This window comes from Erwinia sp. CGal63 (assembly GCF_037026505.1).
In the GTDB taxonomy this organism is placed as follows: domain Bacteria; phylum Pseudomonadota; class Gammaproteobacteria; order Enterobacterales; family Enterobacteriaceae; genus Erwinia.
Window position 1 is genome coordinate 221,371 of record NZ_JAKUMN010000002.1, and the last position, 19,444, is coordinate 240,814.

19 protein-coding genes are annotated in these 19,444 nt (G+C 58.1%); 8 read left to right on the forward strand and 11 right to left on the reverse strand.

Annotated features, from left to right (window positions below; translation table 11 throughout):
- Positions 1-226: 226 nt before the first annotated feature.
- From parC to ftsP, 3 genes are all read left to right on the forward strand, one after another.
- A complete protein-coding gene (gene parC / locus MKZ79_RS09785) occupies positions 227-2,500 on the forward strand; it encodes a DNA topoisomerase IV subunit A (RefSeq protein ID WP_336141591.1) in 2,274 nt (757 codons plus the stop codon).
- A 142-nt stretch (positions 2,501-2,642) separates the two neighbouring features.
- The gene (locus tag MKZ79_RS09790) at positions 2,643-3,380 is read left to right on the forward strand and encodes a 1-acylglycerol-3-phosphate O-acyltransferase (RefSeq protein WP_336141592.1); all 738 of its coding nucleotides are present in this window, start codon (positions 2,643-2,645) and stop codon (positions 3,378-3,380) included.
- 88 nt (positions 3,381-3,468) lie between these two features.
- Entirely contained in the window at positions 3,469-4,884 is a 1,416-nt protein-coding gene (gene ftsP, locus MKZ79_RS09795) for a cell division protein FtsP (protein ID WP_336141595.1), read from the forward strand.
- 117 nt (positions 4,885-5,001) lie between these two features.
- Here ftsP and MKZ79_RS09800 read toward each other — a convergent pair whose 3' ends face one another.
- Both MKZ79_RS09800 and dkgA read right to left on the reverse strand, forming a co-directional pair.
- A complete protein-coding gene (locus tag MKZ79_RS09800) occupies positions 5,002-5,271 on the reverse strand; it encodes a DUF1471 domain-containing protein (protein WP_125287220.1) in 270 nt (89 codons plus the stop codon).
- A 410-nt stretch (positions 5,272-5,681) separates the two neighbouring features.
- The gene (gene dkgA, locus MKZ79_RS09805; RefSeq protein ID WP_336141598.1) at positions 5,682-6,506 is read right to left on the reverse strand and encodes a 2,5-didehydrogluconate reductase DkgA; all 825 of its coding nucleotides are present in this window, start codon (positions 6,504-6,506) and stop codon (positions 5,682-5,684) included.
- A 269-nt stretch (positions 6,507-6,775) separates the two neighbouring features.
- Between dkgA and MKZ79_RS09810 the strand changes: the two genes are divergently transcribed.
- Positions 6,776-7,687, forward strand: coding sequence for an AraC family transcriptional regulator (locus MKZ79_RS09810; RefSeq protein ID WP_336141600.1), 912 nt, complete (start codon positions 6,776-6,778; stop codon positions 7,685-7,687).
- Here MKZ79_RS09810 and MKZ79_RS09815 read toward each other — a convergent pair.
- Together MKZ79_RS09815 and metC are read right to left on the reverse strand one after the other, a co-directional pair.
- Positions 7,684-8,346: a DedA family protein gene (locus MKZ79_RS09815; protein ID WP_336141602.1), complete on the reverse strand. Its 663-nt coding sequence runs from the start codon at positions 8,344-8,346 to the stop codon at positions 7,684-7,686. The genes MKZ79_RS09810 and MKZ79_RS09815 overlap by 4 nt on opposite strands.
- A 90-nt stretch (positions 8,347-8,436) precedes the next feature.
- Entirely contained in the window at positions 8,437-9,636 is a 1,200-nt protein-coding gene (gene metC, locus MKZ79_RS09820) for a cystathionine beta-lyase (protein WP_336141603.1), read from the reverse strand.
- A 242-nt stretch (positions 9,637-9,878) separates the two neighbouring features.
- Here metC and exbB point away from each other — a divergent pair, with 242 nt between their 5' ends.
- The 4 genes from exbB to MKZ79_RS09840 all read left to right on the forward strand — a co-directional run bounded on the left by exbB (position 9,879) and on the right by MKZ79_RS09840 (position 11,861).
- Complete coding sequence (gene exbB / locus MKZ79_RS09825) at positions 9,879-10,610, forward strand: tol-pal system-associated acyl-CoA thioesterase (RefSeq protein ID WP_336141604.1); 732 nt, start codon at positions 9,879-9,881, stop codon at positions 10,608-10,610.
- Positions 10,611-10,615: 5 nt separating this feature from the next.
- Positions 10,616-11,038, forward strand: a complete 423-nt coding sequence (gene exbD, locus MKZ79_RS09830) for a TonB system transport protein ExbD (RefSeq protein WP_336141607.1) — start codon at positions 10,616-10,618, stop codon at positions 11,036-11,038.
- A 115-nt stretch (positions 11,039-11,153) separates the two neighbouring features.
- Positions 11,154-11,285, forward strand: a complete 132-nt coding sequence (locus tag MKZ79_RS09835) for a hypothetical protein (protein ID WP_336141608.1) — start codon at positions 11,154-11,156, stop codon at positions 11,283-11,285.
- 9 nt (positions 11,286-11,294) lie between these two features.
- The gene (locus tag MKZ79_RS09840; RefSeq protein WP_336142176.1) at positions 11,295-11,861 is read left to right on the forward strand and encodes an RES family NAD+ phosphorylase; all 567 of its coding nucleotides are present in this window, start codon (positions 11,295-11,297) and stop codon (positions 11,859-11,861) included.
- A gap of 10 nt (positions 11,862-11,871) precedes the next feature.
- On the opposite strand, the gene MKZ79_RS09845 is transcribed toward MKZ79_RS09840, so the two are convergent.
- The 7 genes from MKZ79_RS09845 to MKZ79_RS09875 all read right to left on the reverse strand — a co-directional run bounded on the left by MKZ79_RS09845 (position 11,872) and on the right by MKZ79_RS09875 (position 19,351).
- Positions 11,872-12,510 carry a helix-turn-helix domain-containing protein gene (locus MKZ79_RS09845; RefSeq protein WP_336141609.1) on the reverse strand — a complete coding sequence of 213 codons (639 nt, stop codon included), beginning with the start codon at positions 12,508-12,510 and terminating at the stop codon, positions 11,872-11,874.
- Positions 12,511-12,620: 110 nt separating this feature from the next.
- Positions 12,621-13,940 (reverse strand): MFS transporter, encoded by a 1,320-nt coding sequence (locus MKZ79_RS09850; protein ID WP_336141612.1) that lies wholly within the window; start codon positions 13,938-13,940, stop codon positions 12,621-12,623.
- 160 nt (positions 13,941-14,100) lie between these two features.
- On the reverse strand, positions 14,101-15,102 hold the full coding sequence (locus MKZ79_RS09855; RefSeq protein WP_336141613.1) for a Csu type fimbrial protein: 1,002 nt from the start codon (positions 15,100-15,102) through the stop codon (positions 14,101-14,103).
- The gene (locus tag MKZ79_RS09860) at positions 15,099-17,501 is read right to left on the reverse strand and encodes a fimbria/pilus outer membrane usher protein (RefSeq protein ID WP_336141623.1); all 2,403 of its coding nucleotides are present in this window, start codon (positions 17,499-17,501) and stop codon (positions 15,099-15,101) included. Before MKZ79_RS09860 ends, MKZ79_RS09855 begins: the two co-directional genes overlap by 4 nt.
- 3 nt (positions 17,502-17,504) lie before the next feature.
- Entirely contained in the window at positions 17,505-18,212 is a 708-nt protein-coding gene (locus MKZ79_RS09865) for a fimbrial biogenesis chaperone (protein WP_336141625.1), read from the reverse strand.
- Between the two features lie 18 nt (positions 18,213-18,230).
- Positions 18,231-18,728 carry a Csu type fimbrial protein gene (locus tag MKZ79_RS09870; RefSeq protein WP_442897145.1) on the reverse strand — a complete coding sequence of 166 codons (498 nt, stop codon included), beginning with the start codon at positions 18,726-18,728 and terminating at the stop codon, positions 18,231-18,233.
- Positions 18,729-18,784: 56 nt separating this feature from the next.
- The gene (locus MKZ79_RS09875; protein WP_336141627.1) at positions 18,785-19,351 is read right to left on the reverse strand and encodes a spore coat protein U domain-containing protein; all 567 of its coding nucleotides are present in this window, start codon (positions 19,349-19,351) and stop codon (positions 18,785-18,787) included.
- Between the last annotated feature and the right edge of the window lie 93 nt (positions 19,352-19,444).

A 19,444-nucleotide genomic window follows, 5' to 3' on the forward strand; every position in this document is an offset into this window, starting at 1 on the left:
TGTTCTCCATTATTCAAAACTGAGCGCAGTTTACGCGCGGAGCCGGCGTTGAAAAATAAGTTTTGGGGCAGAATACTTTTGCATATGAAGCAATAATCGCCGCGCGAAAAGCGCCCGGCGCCGGCACGGATATCTGTGACAGAGACGGCCCGGATAAGGTACTATCCCCGCCAAACGGCCCCGATGTGGCGCGCCCTTGACGCCATGATGTGAGGAATAAAAAGTAATGAGCGATTTGACTCAGGATGGGGCAGAGCGTCGCGCTCTGCATAAGTTTACGGAAGAGGCCTACCTTAACTATTCCATGTACGTCATCATGGATCGTGCGCTTCCGTATATCGGCGACGGCCTGAAGCCGGTGCAGCGCCGCATCGTCTACGCGATGTCGGAACTGGGTCTGAACAACAGCGCCAAATTCAAGAAGTCGGCCCGCACCGTGGGCGACGTGCTGGGTAAATATCATCCGCACGGCGACAGCGCCTGTTACGAGGCGATGGTGCTGATGGCGCAGCCGTTCTCCTATCGCTATCCGCTGGTGGATGGCCAGGGGAACTGGGGGGCGCCGGACGATCCGAAATCCTTTGCGGCGATGCGTTATACCGAATCGCGCCTGTCGAAATACGCCGAGCTGCTGCTGAGCGAGCTGGGCCAGGGCACCGTGGACTACGTGCCGAACTTTGACGGCACCCTGCAGGAGCCGGCGATGCTGCCCGCGCGTCTGCCTAATATTCTGCTGAACGGCACGACCGGCATCGCGGTCGGCATGGCGACGGATATTCCGCCGCATAACCTGCGCGAAGTCGCCAACGCGGCGATTAAGCTGATCGACGCGCCGAAAACCACGCTGGACGAGCTGCTGGATATCGTGCAGGGCCCGGATTATCCGACCGAGGCGGAGATCATCACGCCGCGTGCCGAAATCCGTAAAATCTACCAGAATGGCCGCGGCTCTGTACGTATGCGCGCGGTATGGAAGAAAGAAGATGGCGACGTGGTGATCACCGCGCTGCCGCACCAGGTTTCCGGCGCGCGCGTGCTGGAGCAGATCGCCGCGCAGATGCGCAATAAAAAGCTGCCGATGGTGGAGGATCTGCGCGACGAATCGGATCACGAAAGCCCGACGCGGCTGGTGATCGTGCCGCGTTCCAACCGTGTGGATATGGATCAGGTCATGAACCACCTGTTCGCCACCACCGACCTGGAAAAAAGCTACCGCATCAACCTGAATATGATCGGGCTGGATAACCGTCCGGCGGTGAAAAACCTGTTGGAAATCATCAGCGAATGGCTGGTGTTCCGCCGCGATACCGTGCGTCGCCGCCTCAACTTCCGGCTGGAAAAGGTGCTGAAGCGCCTGCATATCCTGGAAGGTTTGCTGGTCGCTTTCCTCAACATCGATGACGTCATCCATATCATCCGCAGCGAGGACGAGCCGAAACAGGTGCTGATCGCGCGCTTCGGCATCAGCGAAACCCAGGCGGAAGCGATCCTGGAGCTGAAATTACGCCACCTCGCGAAGCTGGAAGAGATGAAAATTCGCGGCGAGCAGGACGAACTGGAAAAAGAGCGCGATCGTTTACAGGGCATTCTGGCTTCAGAGCGCAAAATGAACACGCTGCTGAAAAAAGAGCTGCAGGCGGACAGCGAAGCCTATGGCGACGAGCGTCGTTCGCCGCTGCGCGAGCGGGAAGAGGCGAAAGCGATCAGCGAAAATGAGCTGGTGCCTTCCGAACCGGTCACCATCGTACTGTCGCAAATGGGCTGGGTGCGCAGCGCCAAAGGCCACGATATCGATCCGGGCGGCCTGAGCTATAAAGCGGGCGACAGCTATCGCGCGGCAGCGCGCGGCAAGAGCAATCAGCCGGTGGCCTTTATCGACTCGACGGGACGTAGCTACACGCTCGATCCGGTGACGCTGCCTTCGGCGCGCGGCCAGGGCGAACCGCTCACCGGCAAGCTGACGCCACCGCCGGGCGCGATAGTCGAGCAGGTGCTGATGGAAGCGGACGAGCAGAAGCTGCTGATGGCTTCGGACGCGGGCTACGGCTTTGTCTGCACCTTCAGCGATCTGGTTTCCCGCAACCGCGCCGGTAAAGCGCTGCTGACGCTGCCGCAAAACGCTAAAGTACTGACGCCGCAGGCGATCCACCACGAGGACGATCTGCTGCTGGCGATCACCGCAGCGGGCAGAATGCTGATGTTCCCGGTTGGCGATCTGCCGCAGCTTTCCAAAGGCAAGGGCAACAAAATCGTGTCGATTCCGGCTGCGGAAGCGGCTGCCGGCAACGATAAGCTGGCCTGGCTGCTGCTGCTGTCGCCGCAGGCTTCGATCACGCTGCACGTGGGCAAACGCAAGCTGACGCTGAAGCCGGAAGAGCTGCAAAAATTCCGTGCCGAGCGTGGGCGTCGCGGCACGCTGCTGCCTCGCGGCCTGCAGCGTATCGATCGGGTTGAGGTTGACGCGCCCGATCGGCCTGCAGCCGGCGAAAGCGAGGATTAGGCCGCGCCGCCGGGTGAAAAGCAGCACCGTTAGCGGATTTAAGGATATACTCACCCGGCGCGCCGGCTAAAGGCGTAACCTGTGACGGCGGCAGGGCGGTCATCAGCCTGGCCGCCCGTCGCCCGGCAATAATGAGGATGTGATGCTGTCAATTTTACGGATCGTCGTGACGATCGTTTATTCAATTCTGGTCTGCGTGTTCGGCTGCATCTGGTGTCTGTTCAGTCCCCGTAATCCCCGTCACGTGGCCACCTTTGGCCATCTGTTCGGCCGACTTTCGCCGCTGTTCGGCCTGAAGGTGGAGATTCGCAAGCCGCGTGAGGCAGACAACTATCCCAACGCGATCTATATTGCCAACCACCAGAACAACTACGATATGATTACGGCGGCGAAAATCGTGCAGCCGACGACCGTAACGGTAGGCAAAAAAAGCCTGTTGTGGATCCCCTTCTTCGGCGTGCTTTACTGGCTGACCGGCAACCTGCTGATCGATCGCGACAACCGTAGCAAAGCGCATGGCACTATTAACGAGCTGATTGAACAGTTCAAAAAGAAGAAAATTTCTTTCTGGATGTTCCCGGAAGGCACGCGCAGTCGCGGACGCGGACTGCTGCCATTTAAAACCGGCGCGTTTCACGCCGCGATGGCCGCTGGCGTGCCGATTATCCCGATTGTGGTCAGCAACACGCACGATAAAGTCAGGCTCAATCGTCTGCATAACGGTCTGGTGATCGTCGAGATGCTGCCGCCGGTCGATACCGCCGCTTTCGCCGATCAATCCGTGCGTAAACTGGCAACCCACTGCCGCGAAATGATGGCGGAAAAACTGGCCGAGCTGAATGCGGAAGTGGCGGCGCGCGAGGCCGCAGGCGAAAAATAGCCCGATCGGTTCGCGATCGGCACACGGCAATCAAACATAAAAAATGGATAGCGGCCCGGCGGGCCGCATTTTGGGTTACGGAGTTTTTATGTCCTTCAGTCGACGTCAGTTTATTCAGGCATCGGGCATAGCGCTATGCGCCAGTGCGCTCCCCGTCAGTGTACGCGCCGCCGGGCCAGGTAATCCTTTACCGGTGCCGCCGTTAATCGAGTCCCGTCGCGGACAGCCCATCTTTTTAACGCTGCAGCGCAGCCACTGGTCGTTTACCGGCGGCAGCAAGGCGCAGGTCTGGGGCGTCAACGGCCTCTATCTTGGCCCGACGGTTCGGGTCTGGAGCGGCGACGACGTTAAGCTTATCTACAGCAACCGGCTGAACGAACCGGTGGCGATGACCGTCAGCGGCCTTCAGGTGCCGGGCGCGCTGGCCGGCGGCGCGGCGCGGATGATGTCGCCAGGCGTTGACTGGGCGCCGGTGATCCCAATCCGTCAGGCAGCGGCGACCTGCTGGTATCACGCCAATACGCCGAACCGCATGGCGCCGCACGTCTATAACGGCCTGGCGGGCATGTGGCTGGTCGAAGATGAGGTCAGCAAAAAGTTGCCGCTGCCGAACCACTACGGCGTGGATGATTTTCCGCTGATTATTCAGGATAAACGCATCGATAACTTCGGCGCGCCGGACTACAGTCCGCCAGCGAGCGGCGGCTTTGTCGGCGACACGCTGCTGGTGAACGGCGTGCAGAATCCCTGGATAGAGGTGTCACGCGGCTGGGTACGGCTGCGACTGCTTAACGCCTCTAACTCGCGCCGCTATCAGCTGGCGATGAGCGACAACCGCCCTTTCAACGTTATCGCCAGCGATCAGGGCTTTCTGCCTGCGCCCGTCGCCGTACAGCAGCTCTCGTTAGCGCCGGGCGAGCGGCGGGAAGTGCTGGTGGATATGAGCCAGGGCGACGAAGTCTCGATCACGGCGGGCCAGGCGGCGGGCATTATCGATCGCCTGCGCGGGCTGTTCGAACCGTCCAGTATCCTGACTTCGACGCTGGTACTGACGCTGCGGCCGACCGGCCTGCTGCCGCTGGTGACCGACACGCTGCCGATGCGCCTGCTGGCCGATCAGGTGATTGAGGGCGGCGTAAGCCGCACGCGTGAATTCCGCCTGGGCGACGCTGAGCCAGGCATCAACGGCGCGCTGTGGGATATGGGACGCATTGACGTACAGGCGCAGCAGGGCAGCTTTGAACGCTGGATTATCCATGCTGACACGCCGCAGGCGTTTCATATTCAGGGCGTTATGTTTCTGATTAAAAACGTCAACGGCGCGCAGCCGATGGCGGAGGATCGCGGCTGGAAAGATACGGTATGGGTGGACGGCAGCGTGGAGCTGTTTGTCTCCTTTACGCAGGCTTCTTCGGATCACTTTCCGTTTGTTTACTACAGCCAGACGCTGGAGATGGCCGATCGCGGTACGGCAGGGCAGCTTCAGGTGCAGCCGGCGCCATAGCGGTAAACCCTGGTCTTGCGGCCAGGGTTTTGGGAATAATAAGCATCCGATAAGAATGAATTCGGATGCTTATTAATGCAGAGGTAAGATGCGGTTTTAAAAACTATTCAGGCGGGATTATTTCTTTTCAAGAACGATAGCGGTGCCGCGCCAGTGGCTGGAATCACCCGGACGATCCAGCGAGGTAATATACATATACTCGCCGCCTTTTTTATCCACTTCCGCACGCAGCGCCTCAAGCGCTTTGGCTTTGCCGCCCATTACGTTGGAAATAGAGACGCGCTCTTTTTTCACGTAATTATCCAGCTCGTTGCGGGGAACAATCTGGGCAGCAAAAGCGGAACCCGTCATCAGTAACAGCAGCGCGGCTGAAATAATCTTTTTCATTATGCTTCTCCATTGGCTTTAACCAGAAATATTACCGGGCTTAGTATACTGATTTTCCCTCTGATGTAATTCTGCTCTTGATAATAAGAAATGATTTTTTGATTAGCAAAACCTATTGTTATTGTCATTGTCAGGTCATTTTTTAAAATAGGCGTAAAGTTTTATTATCATATTTATTTTATATGGCTGTATTTGTTCGTCTTTCTGCGTCTTACAAATTCTTCGCTTTTAGGTTAATTAATTATTGTTATTAACATTATTTAGAAATAATAATGAAGGCGGTTTACCCGAGGTTTAAATTAATATGGCATCTGGTAAAGAAAAAAGGTGCGAAGCGATAAAAGGCGCGCCGGAAAGGGCTACGGCGCGCCAGAGCGTCCTGCCAGCTCAACGCTGGCGGACAACCCTTTTTAGTTCAGTTCGTCAGGATTCGGGCCCAGGCGGTTGCCGGAATCCAGCGCGGCGATTTCGCTGATCTCCGGTTTCTCCAGGCGGAAGTCGAACACTTTAAAGTTCTCTTCGATGCGCGAAGGCGTGACCGATTTCGGGATCACTACCAGGCCGCTGTCCAGATGCCAGCGGATCACGATCTGCGCCGGCGTTTTGCCATATTTTTTCGCCAGCTCTTTGATCACCGCCTGATCGAACACGCCTTTGCCGCCCTGAGCCAGCGGACTCCAGGATTCGGTCTGGATCTGATGCATAGCGTTCCACGCGTGAAGCGTGCGCTGTTGCAGCATCGGGTGCAGCTCGACCTGGTTAATGACCGGGCGCACGCCCGTTTCATCCATCAGCCGCTTTAAGTGCGCTTCCTGGAAATTACAGACGCCGATGCTTTTGGTCAGACCCTGTTTTTGCAGTTCGATCATCGCTTTCCAGGCTTCAACATAGTTATCTTTCGCCGGGCATGGCCAGTGCATCAGATAGAGATCCACCTGCTCCAGCTGCAGCTTTTTCAGGCTGGTTTCCAGCGCCTGCGGCGCGTTCAGCTGATCGTCGTTCCACAATTTAGTGGTGACAAAGATATCGTCGCGCGCGACCTGCGTCTCCTGCAAGGCCTGGCCGATACCCTCTTCGTTCTTATAGATAGCGGCGGTATCGATAGAACGATAGCCCACTTCCAGCGCTTTAAGCGCCGCCTGACGCGCTTCGTCAATGCTCGCCTGCCAGACGCCCAGACCGAGCTGGGGCATCATATTGCCGTCGTGAAGCTTGATTACAGGTTGATCTGCCATTGTTCTCTCCTTTGCAGCGATTGTGCCGACGCCTCTGCGCCGGTAAGTGACGTTAAGTTTAGTTGAGATTAGCGACCCTTCGCGCAATTCGGATTAATGAGCGCGATGCCGATAAAAGGGCGATCGCCGTCACTGCTTCTCATCCTGGCAAGCGCATCCGGGGCGCTCAATGCCCGTTTCTGCTTTCTTCTTGCCTGTTTCTCCGGGTGGCTGGACGATGGCGACAGGCTACGGCATGATGCCGACAAAGTTGCTTACAGGTGAATATCATGGATCGCAATACGTTATGCGCCCGGCTTGCCCGTCAGGTGGTGCAGCTGATCGCGACAAAACCGGACGTGCAGACGCTGCTGCCCGATATCCGGCTTATCTACGCCAGCCAGCCCAGCGGCCGTACGCCGGTGCTTTACTCTTCCGGTATCGTGATCCTTTTTCAGGGCAGAAAAACCGGCTATCTGGGCAATAACGTTTTCCACTACGACGCCACGGAATACCTGATGCTCACCGTGCCGCTGTCGGTGGAGTGCGAAACCTTCGCCACGCCGGAAGCGCCGCTGGCCGGGCTGTTGCTGAATGTCGATCCGGTTAAGCTGCAGGATCTGCTGATCGATATCGGCGATGACGACAGCTTTCATCCGCCGCCGCTAACGCGCGGCATCCACTCGTCGCCGCTGACCGAACCCATGCTCTGCGCCGCAGAGCGTCTGCTGGACGCGATGGCGGACCCGCGTGACGCGCGCGTGCTGGGGCCGCAGATAGTCAGAGAGATGCTTTACCATGTGCTGCTGGGGCCATGCGGCGGCGCGCTGCTGGCGCTGGTCAGCCGCCAGACGCAGTTCAGCCAGATAGCCCGCGCGCTGCGGCGCATTGAGCGCCACTACACGGAAAACCTGAGCGTCGAGCTGCTGGCGGCGGAAGTTAATATGAGCGTTTCCGCCTTCCACCATAACTTCAAGGCGGTCACCAGCACCTCGCCGCTCCAGTATCTGAAAAGCTACCGGCTGCATCAGGCGCGAATGCTGATGCTGCATGAAGGGCTGAAAGCCAGCGCGGCGGCGCTGCGGGTAGGGTATGAAAGCGCCTCGCAGTTTTCGCGCGAGTTCAAACGCTATTTCGGCGTCACGCCGGGAGAGGAGATTGGCAGGCTGCGTCAGGCAGAAGCGGAACAAAGGGCCGGTTAACGGCCCTCAGCCTTTTTACGCTTAAAGAGCAGCGCCAGACTGCCGATTAGCCCGATACAGAGCAGCACCAGCGGCAGGATCATCAGGATGGACATCACCTGATCCTCGTGACGCTTGATAAAGGGCACCTGGCTTATCGCGTAGCCCAGCGAAACCAGAATGCCGACCCACAGCAGGCCGCTAACCCAGTTAAAAAACTGAAAGCGGGTATGCGTCAGGCCGGAGATGCCCGCCATCGTAGGCAGCAGCGTGCGCACAAAGGCCAGAAAACGTCCAATCAGCAGCGCCATCAGGCCGTGCCGGTGAAACAGGCTCCAGGCCCGCTGATGATACTGCGCCGGCAGATGCATCAGCCAACTTCTGACCAGCTTTGTATTGCCCAGCCAGCGCCCCTGCAGATAGCTCAGCCAGCAGCCCAGGCTGGCCGCCAGCGTCAGAATCGCAATCGTAGGCACAAATCCCATCACGCCTTTGGCGATCATCGCGCCGGCCAGCAGCAGCAAGCTGTCGCCGGGCAAAAAGGCGGCGGGCAGCAGGCCGTTTTCCAGCAGCAGCGTAAGAAACATAATTCCGTAAACGATCCAGATTACATCGGGATTGGCCAGGGCGGCGAAGTCCTGATGCCAAAGCGCCTGCACAATCTCATGGAGTACCGCCATCTTTTATCCTGTTTACCGCGTCAATAGCATTAGTGTACTCGTAAATAAGCCATCGCAGCGTTGATCGGGCTCTGGCTGTTGCGATTTTGTTTAGCTTTTTTCAACGCTCAGCCGCGCGAAGCCGGCGGCGAGATCGGCAAGCAGATCCTCAACGTTTTCCAGACCGATATGTAAACGTACCAGCGTGCCGCTAAAATCAACGCCGCCAGCCGGACGGATCGCCGCCAGTTCGTCGGGCTGGTTTGCCAGGATCAGCGACTCAAAGCCGCCCCAGGAGTAGGCCATGCTGAAATGTTCAAAATGGTCGAGATAGTCCGCCAGCTGGCTATCGCTCAGGCGCGCTTTCAGCACAAAAGAGAACAGGCCGCTGCTGCCGGTGAAATCGCGCTGCCAGAACGCATGACCTTTACACTGCGGCAGCGCCGGATGGTTAACCACGGCGACTTCAGGACGAGCGCTCAGCCACTGGGCGACGCGCAGGGCGCTCTCTTCATGCTGGCGCAGTCGAACCGCCAGCGTGCGCAGGCCGCGGCTGGCCATATAAGCGGTATCCGCGTCCACCATCTGTCCCATCAAATAGGAGTTCTCACGCAGCTGCGCCCAGCAGCGCTCGTTGGCGACGGCGGTGCCGATCATCGCATCAGAATGACCAATCAGGTATTTGGTGCCGGCCTGGATAGAGATATCGATGCCGAAATCCAGCGCGCGGAACAGAATGCCTGCGGCCCAGGTATTGTCGATCATGATCACCGCTTCCGGCGCTTTAGCGCGCACGGCGGCCACGATAGCGGGAATATCCTGGACTTCCATCGTGATGGAGGCGGGCGATTCCAGAAAAACCACTTTGGTTTCCGGCTGAATCAGCTCGGCGATCTCCGCGCCCGCGGTATGGGCGAACCAGGTGGTGGAGACATTCATTTTGCGCAGAATTTTGCTGCAGAAATCCTGAGTCGGCTCGTAAACCGAACCCGCCATCAGCACGTTATCGCCTGCCGAAACAAACGACAGAATGGCGTTGGCCACTGCCGCCGCGCCGCAGGGATAGAGCACGCAGCCCGCGCCGCCTTCCAGCTCGGTCATGGCTTCCTGCAGGGCGAAATGGGTCAGCGTGCCGCGGCGGCCATAAAAGAGCTCGCCTTCGGCGCGTCCCGCCGTGGCGCGCTTTTTCTCGGCTACGCTATCAAATACCAGTGAAGAGGCGCGCTGAATAACGCTGTTGACGGAACCCTGGGTATAACGTTTGCGGCGGCCGGCGCTAATCAACGCCGTTTCAATATTTTTGCTGGTCATCGGTCTGCTCGGTTAAAGGATCTCGCTTAACGTTAACACGGCAGCCGCCAGGGCGAAATTCACCTCGCCTCTGAGTGAGGAAGTTTCAGGAAAAATCCCGATCGTCAGGGGGAGACTGAGAAAAAATGTAAAAAGTGGCGCTTAAAGGGTAAATAGTAATGATAACTACTATCAATTCGGATTTGATTTGGTATGATCCGCACTGCATTTTCGCTATCGGTAACTGACGTTGGAGAAACGCCGTGACGAATGATTTGATGCAGACGGACCTCTCCGTCTGGGGCATGTATCATCATGCAGACATCGTAGTAAAAGTGGTAATGATCGGTCTGCTGCTGGCCTCGGTGGTCACCTGGGCTATTTTCTTCAGCAAGAGCGCGGAACTCAGCTCGGCCAAACGCCGCCTGAAGCGCGAACAGCAGGCGCTGGCTGGCGCGCGTTCCCTGCAGGAAGCCGCGCAGACCTGTGCCGCTTTTGACGCCAACAGCCTGACAACGCAGCTGTTGAAAGAGGCCGAAAACGAGCTGGAGCTCTCGGCTGATTCAGAAGACAACGACGGCATTAAAGATCGCACCTCGTTTCGTCTGGAGCGCCGCGTCGCCTTCTTCAGCCGCCATGCGGGCCGCGGCAACGGCTTTCTCGCCACTATCGGCGCCATCGCGCCATTTGTCGGCCTGTTCGGCACCGTCTGGGGCATTATGAACAGCTTTATCGGTATCGCGCAGACGCAGACCACCAACCTGGCCGTGGTAGCGCCCGGCATTGCGGAAGCGCTGCTGGCGACCGCTATCGGTCTGGTCGCCGCAATCCCGGCGGTAGTGATCTACAACGTTTTCGCCCGTATGATCGCTAACTACAAGGCCACGCTGGGCGACGTCGCCGCGCAGATTATGCTGCTGCAGAGCCGCGATCTGGATCTGGCCGCCAGCGGTCGCCATGCGCCGGCGCAGACGCAGAAACTGCGGGTAGGGTAAGTGCGATGGCTATGCGATTAAATGAAGACCTCGACAGCAACGGCGAAATGCATGAAATCAACGTCACGCCGTTTATCGACGTGATGCTGGTGCTGCTGATTATCTTTATGGTCGCCGCGCCGCTGGCTACCGTTGACGTGCGCGTTAACCTGCCTGCCTCCACCAGCGCGCCTCAGCCGCGTCCGGAAAAGCCGGTTTATCTCTCGATTAAAGCGGATAAGCAGCTCTATATCGGCAACGACGCGGTGACGCCTGAGACGCTGCTGGCCTCGCTGGAAAACCAGACTCACGGCGATAAAGAAACCACCATCTTTTTCCAGGCGGACAAGTCGGTGGACTATGAAACCCTGATGAGCGTGATGGATAAGCTGCGCCAGGCGGGCTACCTGAAAATTGGCCTGATGGGCATGGAAACCGCCGCGAAGTAACCGGCTTTTCTCTCCGACCATAAAAAAATCCGCAGCGGCCGCTGCGGATTTTTTTTGCCTTAAGCTTTTCAGCGTGAAAATGGGATAACCTCTCCTGAAAGGAGGAGAGGCGATTATGCGAAAATGGACTTTCCGGCCCGAAGCGGCAGCGAAAGCGATGGCTGCGCTGACCGGTTCCGGGTTTAGCATTCCCGAGCTTGAGTTACGTAAAGGCTCGATTTTAAAGCGCCATCAATGGCAAAAATAGCAAAGCGCGATCCACTTTTCTGCGCCTGAGAGTAGTGAGAAATGCGGTCGTTTTAATCCGCCCGGCGGCAAGATTGCCGTCTGGTACGCCGCTGATTCGGCTTTAACCGCCATGGCTGAAAGCTACGGCCGAATGTTTCATTTTGCCGGCACAATATCCTGGCCTGAATCTGCCTTAGATCAGCACTATATCTGTGCCGTAAAGGTGATAAGGACGGTGAAGGTCATTGATGTAGTCAGATTATGCGAGCTATTGCACATCCCTTTAGACAGCCTGGAAAATGAGAATTACGACTTTCCACAGTGGCTGATGTCGCAACTTTTTTGTCTTAAGAATAACCATGCCGGCATCGCTTATTCCAGCAGGCACTGCCGCTATAAGAAGTGCTACGCCTTCTGGAAAAATCCAGAAAGCGCCCATGCATTCAAAGATGTTTCGCAAGGCAGAGTAACGATAAGAAATTACAGGGAATATGACACTCAGCTGTTCCCGCCAGGCTGGAAGCTTCGCTGGATGAAAGGCGACGACATGCTTGAACGGCTGCTGAATTTTGCCATTGTGCCGGAGCCGGATTAACCAGGCCTGATTAGCTTCCTGCCTGCTGGCTAAGTAAAGCCGCGTTGCGAACGAGTATTTTCAGCGCTTCCGGATTAGCGCCGTTTTGCATGATCTCAACAGGCGTTTGCCAGACGCCGTTGCCTTTGATATCGACAGGCGATCTTAGTGCGTTGAGAATCATCATTGGATGCAGTCCGGGGCCGAAAGCCTCCATGACTTCCGCGAAACCCGGCAGCAGGCCTTTTTCCGCAAACTGAAAACGTGGGAAGATAAAGTCGCCGTTTTGTTTAAAAGCCAGCAGCCTGTTTTTCTTTAGTCGCGCGTGAACGCCCTGACGTGAAATGCCCAAAATAGCTGCCACGTCATTTACCTTCATTGTGCCGCCCATCTCTTCGAGCTGAGCATAAAACTTTTCCAGATTTTCTTTACGACGCCTCGTTTTCTGCCGTTCACTTTCGGATACCCGAATGTTTTGCTCAAGCAAAGTGGCATAGAGACGCTGCATCAGGGCCCTGTCGTCCAGGCTGACCGCTTCCATCGCCTGCGCTTTATCTGCGAACTCCGGCATCAGAGCCAGCCCGATGTTATGAATTCTCCGCAAAAGGTTTTGTTGAAATTCATTCAGGCTGCGTACGGCGTCCAGGTTTCCATCAATAATTATGCTCATCAGCGACCTCCCATTTGACGAGTATTTTATCCTTAATTTGACAACTCGTCAAAAGAGGGGCGGGGAGTTCTTGCGAGAATTGACGGCCGCAGCGAGCTGCGGCCGGAAAATTACATCTGAACCAGGGGTTCAGCGCTCTGCCGGGCCTGGTACTGGCGAACCAGACGTTTAATAATCATGGTGCCGATCAGGCCGCAGACGGCGGCAAAAGTCAGCCAGACGCCCGGCATCGCCTTGTCGCCGGTAGCATGGATCAGATAGCTGGAGATCGCTGGCGTAAAGCCGCCAAACAGCGCGGTAGCCAGGCTGTAGGCCAGCGAAAAACCGGTCGCGCGCACTTCGGCAGGCATAATTTCCGTCAGGTAAACCACCATTGCGCCGTTATAGCTGGCGTAGAGAAACGACAGCCAAAGCTCCGCCTCCAGCAGATGCGAGAAGGTTGGCGATCCCACCAGCCAGTGCAGCACCGGCCAGGCGGTGGCGATCATCAGGACGGTAAACAGGATCAGCAGCGGGCGGCGACCAAAACGATCGGAAACCGCGCCCATAATCGGCAGCCAGATCAGGTTGGAGAGGCCGACGCACAGCGTCACCAGAAAGCTCTGTTTGTCGCTCATCATCAGCACCGTCTTGCCGAAGGTCGGCGTAAAGGCGGTGATCATATAAAACATCACGGTAGTGGTTACCACCATCAGCATGCCGGCCAGCACCAGCGCCCAGTTGCTGGCGACGCCGCGCACAATCTGTCGCATAGTTGGATGAACTTTGCGCTGGCTGAATGCTTCAGTTTCCTCCAGCATTCTCCGTACCCAGAACAGGAATGGCACGATCATGCAGCCGACAAAAAACGGAATGCGCCAGCCCCAGTCGGTGACCTGATCTTTCGCCAGCAGATGGTTCAGCCCCAGGCCGAGCAGCGCGGCGAAGATTACGGCAATCTGCTGGCTGCCCGACTGCCAGCTGACGAAAAAGCCCTTGCGGTTTTTCGGCGCTATTTCGCTGAGGTAAACGGAAACGCCGCCCAGCTCCACGCCTGCCGAAAAGCCCTGCAGCAGACGGCCCAGCAGGATCAGGATCGGGGCCGCGGCGCCCAGCGTAGCGTAGCCCGGCACAACGGCGATAGTCAGCGTACCGATCGCCATCAGGCCCAGCGTCAGCAGCAGCCCTTTACGCCGCCCGTGATGGTCGATATAGGAGCCGAGCACGATAGCGCCCAGCGGCCGCATCAGGAAACCGGCGCCAAAGGTCATCAGCGTCAACATCAGCGAGGCGAATGGGTTATCGCCGGGGAAAAAGGTTTTGGCGATGGCGGTGGCGTAGTAGCCAAACACCATAAAGTCATACATTTCCAGAAAGTTGCCGCTGGTCACGTTAAAAATGGTTCGCGCGCTGCTCCGTTGTTTCGCAGGGTGAGAAAATAGAGATGTCATAACCTTTCCTTTACATTTTTCTTCTCTTTTAGCCTGCGCACAGCCAGTTTAATGTGATGGATCTCACCGTTGAGCGTTGCAATTGGGTTCCTTTGGTAACAAATAATTAACAATGCAGTTTTAAAGGGCAATCCGCTGGCGTCAGAGTCAATTTGTCTGTTCAGAAAGATAAATCCACCACCACGCTGTCGCTGTAGTTGCCCGCTGGCGGCGTCGTCTGCGTGGTCAAAATCCTGGCCGTATAGTTAAAGGTGCGGGTCAGGCCATCACTGGTAATGCCGTTGGCGGAGGTGCTGGCGACGCGCTCTGTGCCGGTCGGCCCCCAGCGCGAGGTAGTAGCGTTCTTGTAGATCTCATAAGCCAGCTGATTGCTGCCGCTGGTCATATACCGCTGCGTGCCGACCGCGTGGCTGCCGTTGCTCAGCCCTACCGTATAGGTGCTGCCTTTGGTGCAGATCACATTGATCGACTGCGAAACGGCGTTAAAGCTGCCGACCAGCGGCGCGCTGCCAAAGCTGATATTGGGCGCGGTGATGGTGGTGCAGTCGTTGGTCACCACCAGCGTGGTGGTGATGGGCACGGTGCCGGAGCCGGTTTGCTGACTGCCCAGCAGGCAGGCGCCCAGCGCCCCCAGGCCGGTGCAGATGTTATAGCTCACCAGAATATTTAGCGTGACCGTATAGGTTCCGGCGGCGACCACCTGGCCGGTAAGCGTGCGCAGATAGAGCGGAATAGCGAAGTTCTGGCCGCCGCCCACTCCCAGCAGATTAAGCAGCTGCGCCTGGCTATAGTTGACCGTAGTGCCGCCGATTAGCATCTCCGTGGCGCAGGCCGAATCGCTGCATACGCGTAGCGGAATCAGGTCTGTGCCGGCGCTGGAGGTTTTCAGCGCGCCGCGCGTGCTGCTGGTAAAAGTGGCGCTGGCGAGCTGCAGACGAACATAGTCGCTGGCAAGCAGCGACAAGACGCTGCCCGACCCGCAGTTGACGTTAACGCTGGCCGTGGTGTTGCTGATGGTCGTGTTCACCGTAAAAGAGCTGACGCTGCCGAAAGTCGCCGTGGAGGCCGGCAGCGTACAGGCCGCGCGGGCGGCGAATGAACCGAACAGCAGCAGTAACAGCAACGCCGAACAGAAAATCGGCCTTAGCGATCGCAGAGTCATGGTGAAGTTCCTGAAGCAGCGGAAAGGGCGCAGGTCAGCGGCCCATAGGTTTGCAGAGAGCGCGGACGACCACCTGGCACGTTCAGCTCGGCCTCGCAGTGGCGACCGTCCGGCGTTTCGGCGCGGAAGGGATTGGCTTCGCGCAGATTCTCCATCCAGACGAGGCCGTCCCAGCCCACATACTCCGTCGCGGCGCCCGGACGGATCACCTGAGTGGAAACGGGCAGCGGTTCGCCGTTCTGGTCATGCAGGATCACGTTGGCGGCGCGCAGCGGTTCAATGGGGAAATGCAGCAGATAGCCGCTGTCGCGCTTAACCGCAAAGCGCTGTTCGACGCTGGCAGCGGTCATATCCGCCGGCAGATCCAGCGTATCGATATCATATTTAGCCGGATAGTAAGAGCTGATGCCCGGCACCAGCAGATAGCCGCCGGCATCCGTCTTACCCATCAGCTGATTCTCATAGCGCACGTTGATATTGGGGTAGTCAGTTTTCACCACCACAAAGGCGTCGTTAACCTGGTTGGCGGCAAAATAGCTGCCGTCCATCAACACCAGCGAGCCGGTGACGTCAGCCCATTCAGTGGTGTAGTCGCCGTCGCCGTAGAAGCCTGCCGACGTCTCTATCTTCTGATTGCGCCAGCTCAGGCTTCCCTGCTTGTAGTCGCCGCCGCTGCTCTGGTTGGCCCAGGAGGCGTCGTAAGCCAGGCCGCCGTCGGTAGGCATCGAGCGCGAAACCGTTACGCGCTGCGAGGTGGTTCCCTGCTGATCCCGGTCCAGGCTCAGGCTGGCGTTGCCGCGTTCGCTGAACGGGATCACCAGCGAAATCGTGCCTGACCACTCGCCCTGGCGCTGGTCGCGGCTGGCGGCAACATAGAGGCTGCTGCTGCCCCAGATATTTTTACTCCAGGAGAGATTCCACAGCTGGGTGCGGTCGCCGCTGCCGCTGGTGATATCGATAAAGGCCGCGCCCAGGCTGCCGAAGCGGTCGAGCGCGACGCTGGCGCTGTACTGGGCGCTGCGGCGGCTGAGCGTAAATTCCGTACCCGCCACGCCGCTGTTGCGATCGCCGTAGAGCGCCAGATTACCGAACGTTGCCGAGCGGATAATATGCTGCGTGCCGATATTAAAACGGCTGTTGTTGTACTGATAACCCCAGCTGTATTGATTGCCGTGGTCGCCGTCCATTTGGCTCTGCGCCAGCGCCGCGTTGATCACGCCCAGAGACCCGATCCTGATCTGTCCGCCCGCGCCGCCCAGCGCCAGCGTGTTGGCGCCTTCGACATGGCTTTCCAGCGTCAGCCAGTCGCTGACGCCGTAGCGATAAGAGCCGCTGGCGGCGGCGGAACCGTAATCAAAGCTTTTGATGCCGTAATTATTGCGCAGCGCGCCGGCGGAGAAGGCGAAGTCAGAGAGGCCAGGCTTCAGCAGATTGCTGGAGACATAAAAAGGCATTGTGGTGGAGACACGCCTGCCTGCGGCGTCGGTTGTCACCACCACAGCTTCGCCCGCGCCGTTAACGAACGGCATATTGGTCATCGACCAGGGCCCAGGCTGCACGTTATTGGTGCTGTTTTTGTAGCCGTTGACAAAGAGATCCACGGTGGAAGGTACCGCTGCCTGGCCGGAAAAAGAGGGCAGAGGATAGGTCACTAAATCGGGACGTACGGAGAAATCGCGCGCAATCTGGATGCCGCCCAGCCGCACGCTGCTGCTCCACGACAGCGCGTCGGTGATCAGATCGCCTGCGCGCCAGCTCAGCGAGCGAGTCTCGTTCTGGTTGCTCCAGTAAGTATCGTAACGCAAATAGCCTTCGTTCTGCGCGGTCTGGCCCGAAAGCTGCTGCTGCCAGACGCCGTTGGTAGAGAACTGCCCCAGCGTGCCGAACAGGCGAAACTCGTTGAAAGCGGAAAGGCGACTGCCGCTCCCGGAAGTGCGGCTGGTGTAAAGATCGTAATTAAACAGCGCGCCTGTCGAGGTTCTGCCGGGATAGCGCGGGCCGTTCTGCTGCTGGTCGTTAAGCGTCTGGCGCGGCAGCCAGCCTGGCGGCACCGTCAGCAGAATGCGCTGACGGATCTGGTCGTAATCGGCTTTTACCTGCGGCATGGCGGAAACGTCCATCATAGACGAGGTAATCAGCGCCGAAGGAATGCCGGCCCGCTGCAAATCGCCCGCGCGTAAGAAATAGTGGTTGTCCCGGAACTCGACCGGCACGATCTGGCCGTTCTCCTGCTCGTTGATCACCAGTTCCAGCATATATTGCTGATTCTGCGATCCCGACGCGCTTTGCGGCGGCGGCGGCAAAGAGGACCAGGTTTCCGCACGACCGGCCAGAGGCAGCAGACCGAACAGGCAGAGGGCCAGAGTATGGCGTCCCGATGACGCGAATCGCCCGTTCATCGGCTAGCGCGCCGAGCTGCCGCTGCGCCAGGTCTGATTATTATCCAGCTCCGCGCTCAGCTCGGCGCGGTCTGAAGCCGGAAAGTTCAGCGGAAAGGTGTTGTCAGAGCGCGCCAGCACGTAGCCGAACAGGCTGTTCGACAACGATCGTCCGCCCAGCGACACCTTGCTTAGCCGCGCATGCCCGCTGCCGCTATTGGTAATGCGCAGCGCCGGCTTGCCCTCAAGGTTTACGATCCGCCAGCTGAGAACGGGTCGGGCCGTCTCGGCGGAAAGCCCTTCGCCGTAGGTAAACAGCGGCACGGAGTAGCGCATCTGGAAATTGAGGCCCGCCTGGTTCTCGCCGGGTTGCTGCGGCGTGGGGATCTCATCCAGCAGCACGCGGTACGCCAGCTCTTCGCCCGCAGGCGGCAGCGTCTGGTTAATCAGCCTCACCAGCTGTTTCTTACCGGGCTCTATCCGCACCAGCGGCGGACTGGCTACCACTGACTGCTGCGTCTGATACTGGTCATGGCCATCCTGCTGCCGCCAGCTGAATACCCTGACCTGCATCAGCGTGGTGGCCGCGCCGCGGTTCTCCAGCCACAGTTCGGTCGCTTTATCGCCGCTGGGGATTTTGGGATCGATTGGCCAGATCAGCACCGAGTTTCCCGCCCAGGCCGCGCTGACGGCCAGACCAGCCAACAGCGTAAAAATAGGTAGCGTCTTCATTTATTGCTTTCTCCCTGTTTACCAACTCAGCGTCACCGTCAGCGTGTCGCTGTAAGTCCCGGCCCGGCGTACCCCGTTCATCTGCAGCAGGCCATAGATGGGCAGCGTAATGTTATTGGCGTTGCTATAGGTCAGCGCCACGTTCTGGTTGACCGGGATCGCGCTTGCCGCGCTGTGGGTGGCGCTGGTGTAGAGCGAATAGGCCACCAAATCGGTGTTATTGGCGATTTTTAGATTACGGCTGCTGGAATAGTTGGCGCCGCCGTTAATGCTCATATTCAGCGTGGTGCCCGGCGTGCAGGCCAGGGTGATCGTCGAACTCTGCACATAGCTGGCGCTGGCGGAAACCGAGCCGACGCCGGGCTGAGTGCCGAAGTTCAGCGTGCCGAACACGCCCGTGTTGGTGCCGGAAATCACGCAGCCGTTGACAATCGACGCCGTCACCTGAAAAGTCTGCGTCGGCAGCGCCCACGCCGGTGCGGCGGCGAAAAAGGCAGCGTAACAGAGCCTGCTCAGCAGGCTCTCGACTCGTTTTGCCTGTCCCGGCACGATGCGCTCCCTGCCGCCGTCTGTCAGTAGTTCACGGCGACGCTAATCGTATCGGTATAGGTTCCTGCCGGGATAGCCGCGTTAAAGCCGCCGCCGGTGATACGACCATAAATAGGATAGTTATCGCCATTGGTCGGATCGGCGGTGCCGGTACTGGTCAGATTGGTATTATTGGCGATGGGCGTGGTGTAGGCGGTGGAGTTATACAAGGTATAAGCGATGCCCTGCGTATTGTTGCTGCCCAGAACCAGATAGCGCGGCTGCGCAGTGACTTCGCCAAAAACGGTGGCGGGCGCGGCGTTGCTGCTGGTGAGCTGCACGTTATAGGTCTGCCCTGTGGTGCAGCGTACAAAGATGCCGTTACCCAGCGCGCCGACCAGCGTCGCGTTCAGGGTATTGAACGTCGCGGCGCTGCTGCCGAAGTCTAAGGTACCGAAGTTGACGCCGGTCGTCGCAGTCTGGCCGTTGACCAGGCAGCCGGTGGTCAGGACCAGCGTAGCATTGATGGTTCCCGTCGTGGTAGCGGCAAAGCCGGAAGAGGCCACGCCAAGTCCCAAGCCGCAGCCCAGCAGAAAAAGCTTCATTTTCATAATCATTCCTTACCGATCAGACCAATGGAAGTACTTTTTCGCCCGGTGTGAAACTGTCATAAAAAAGTCGCGATGCAGGTGAAACGCGACGCG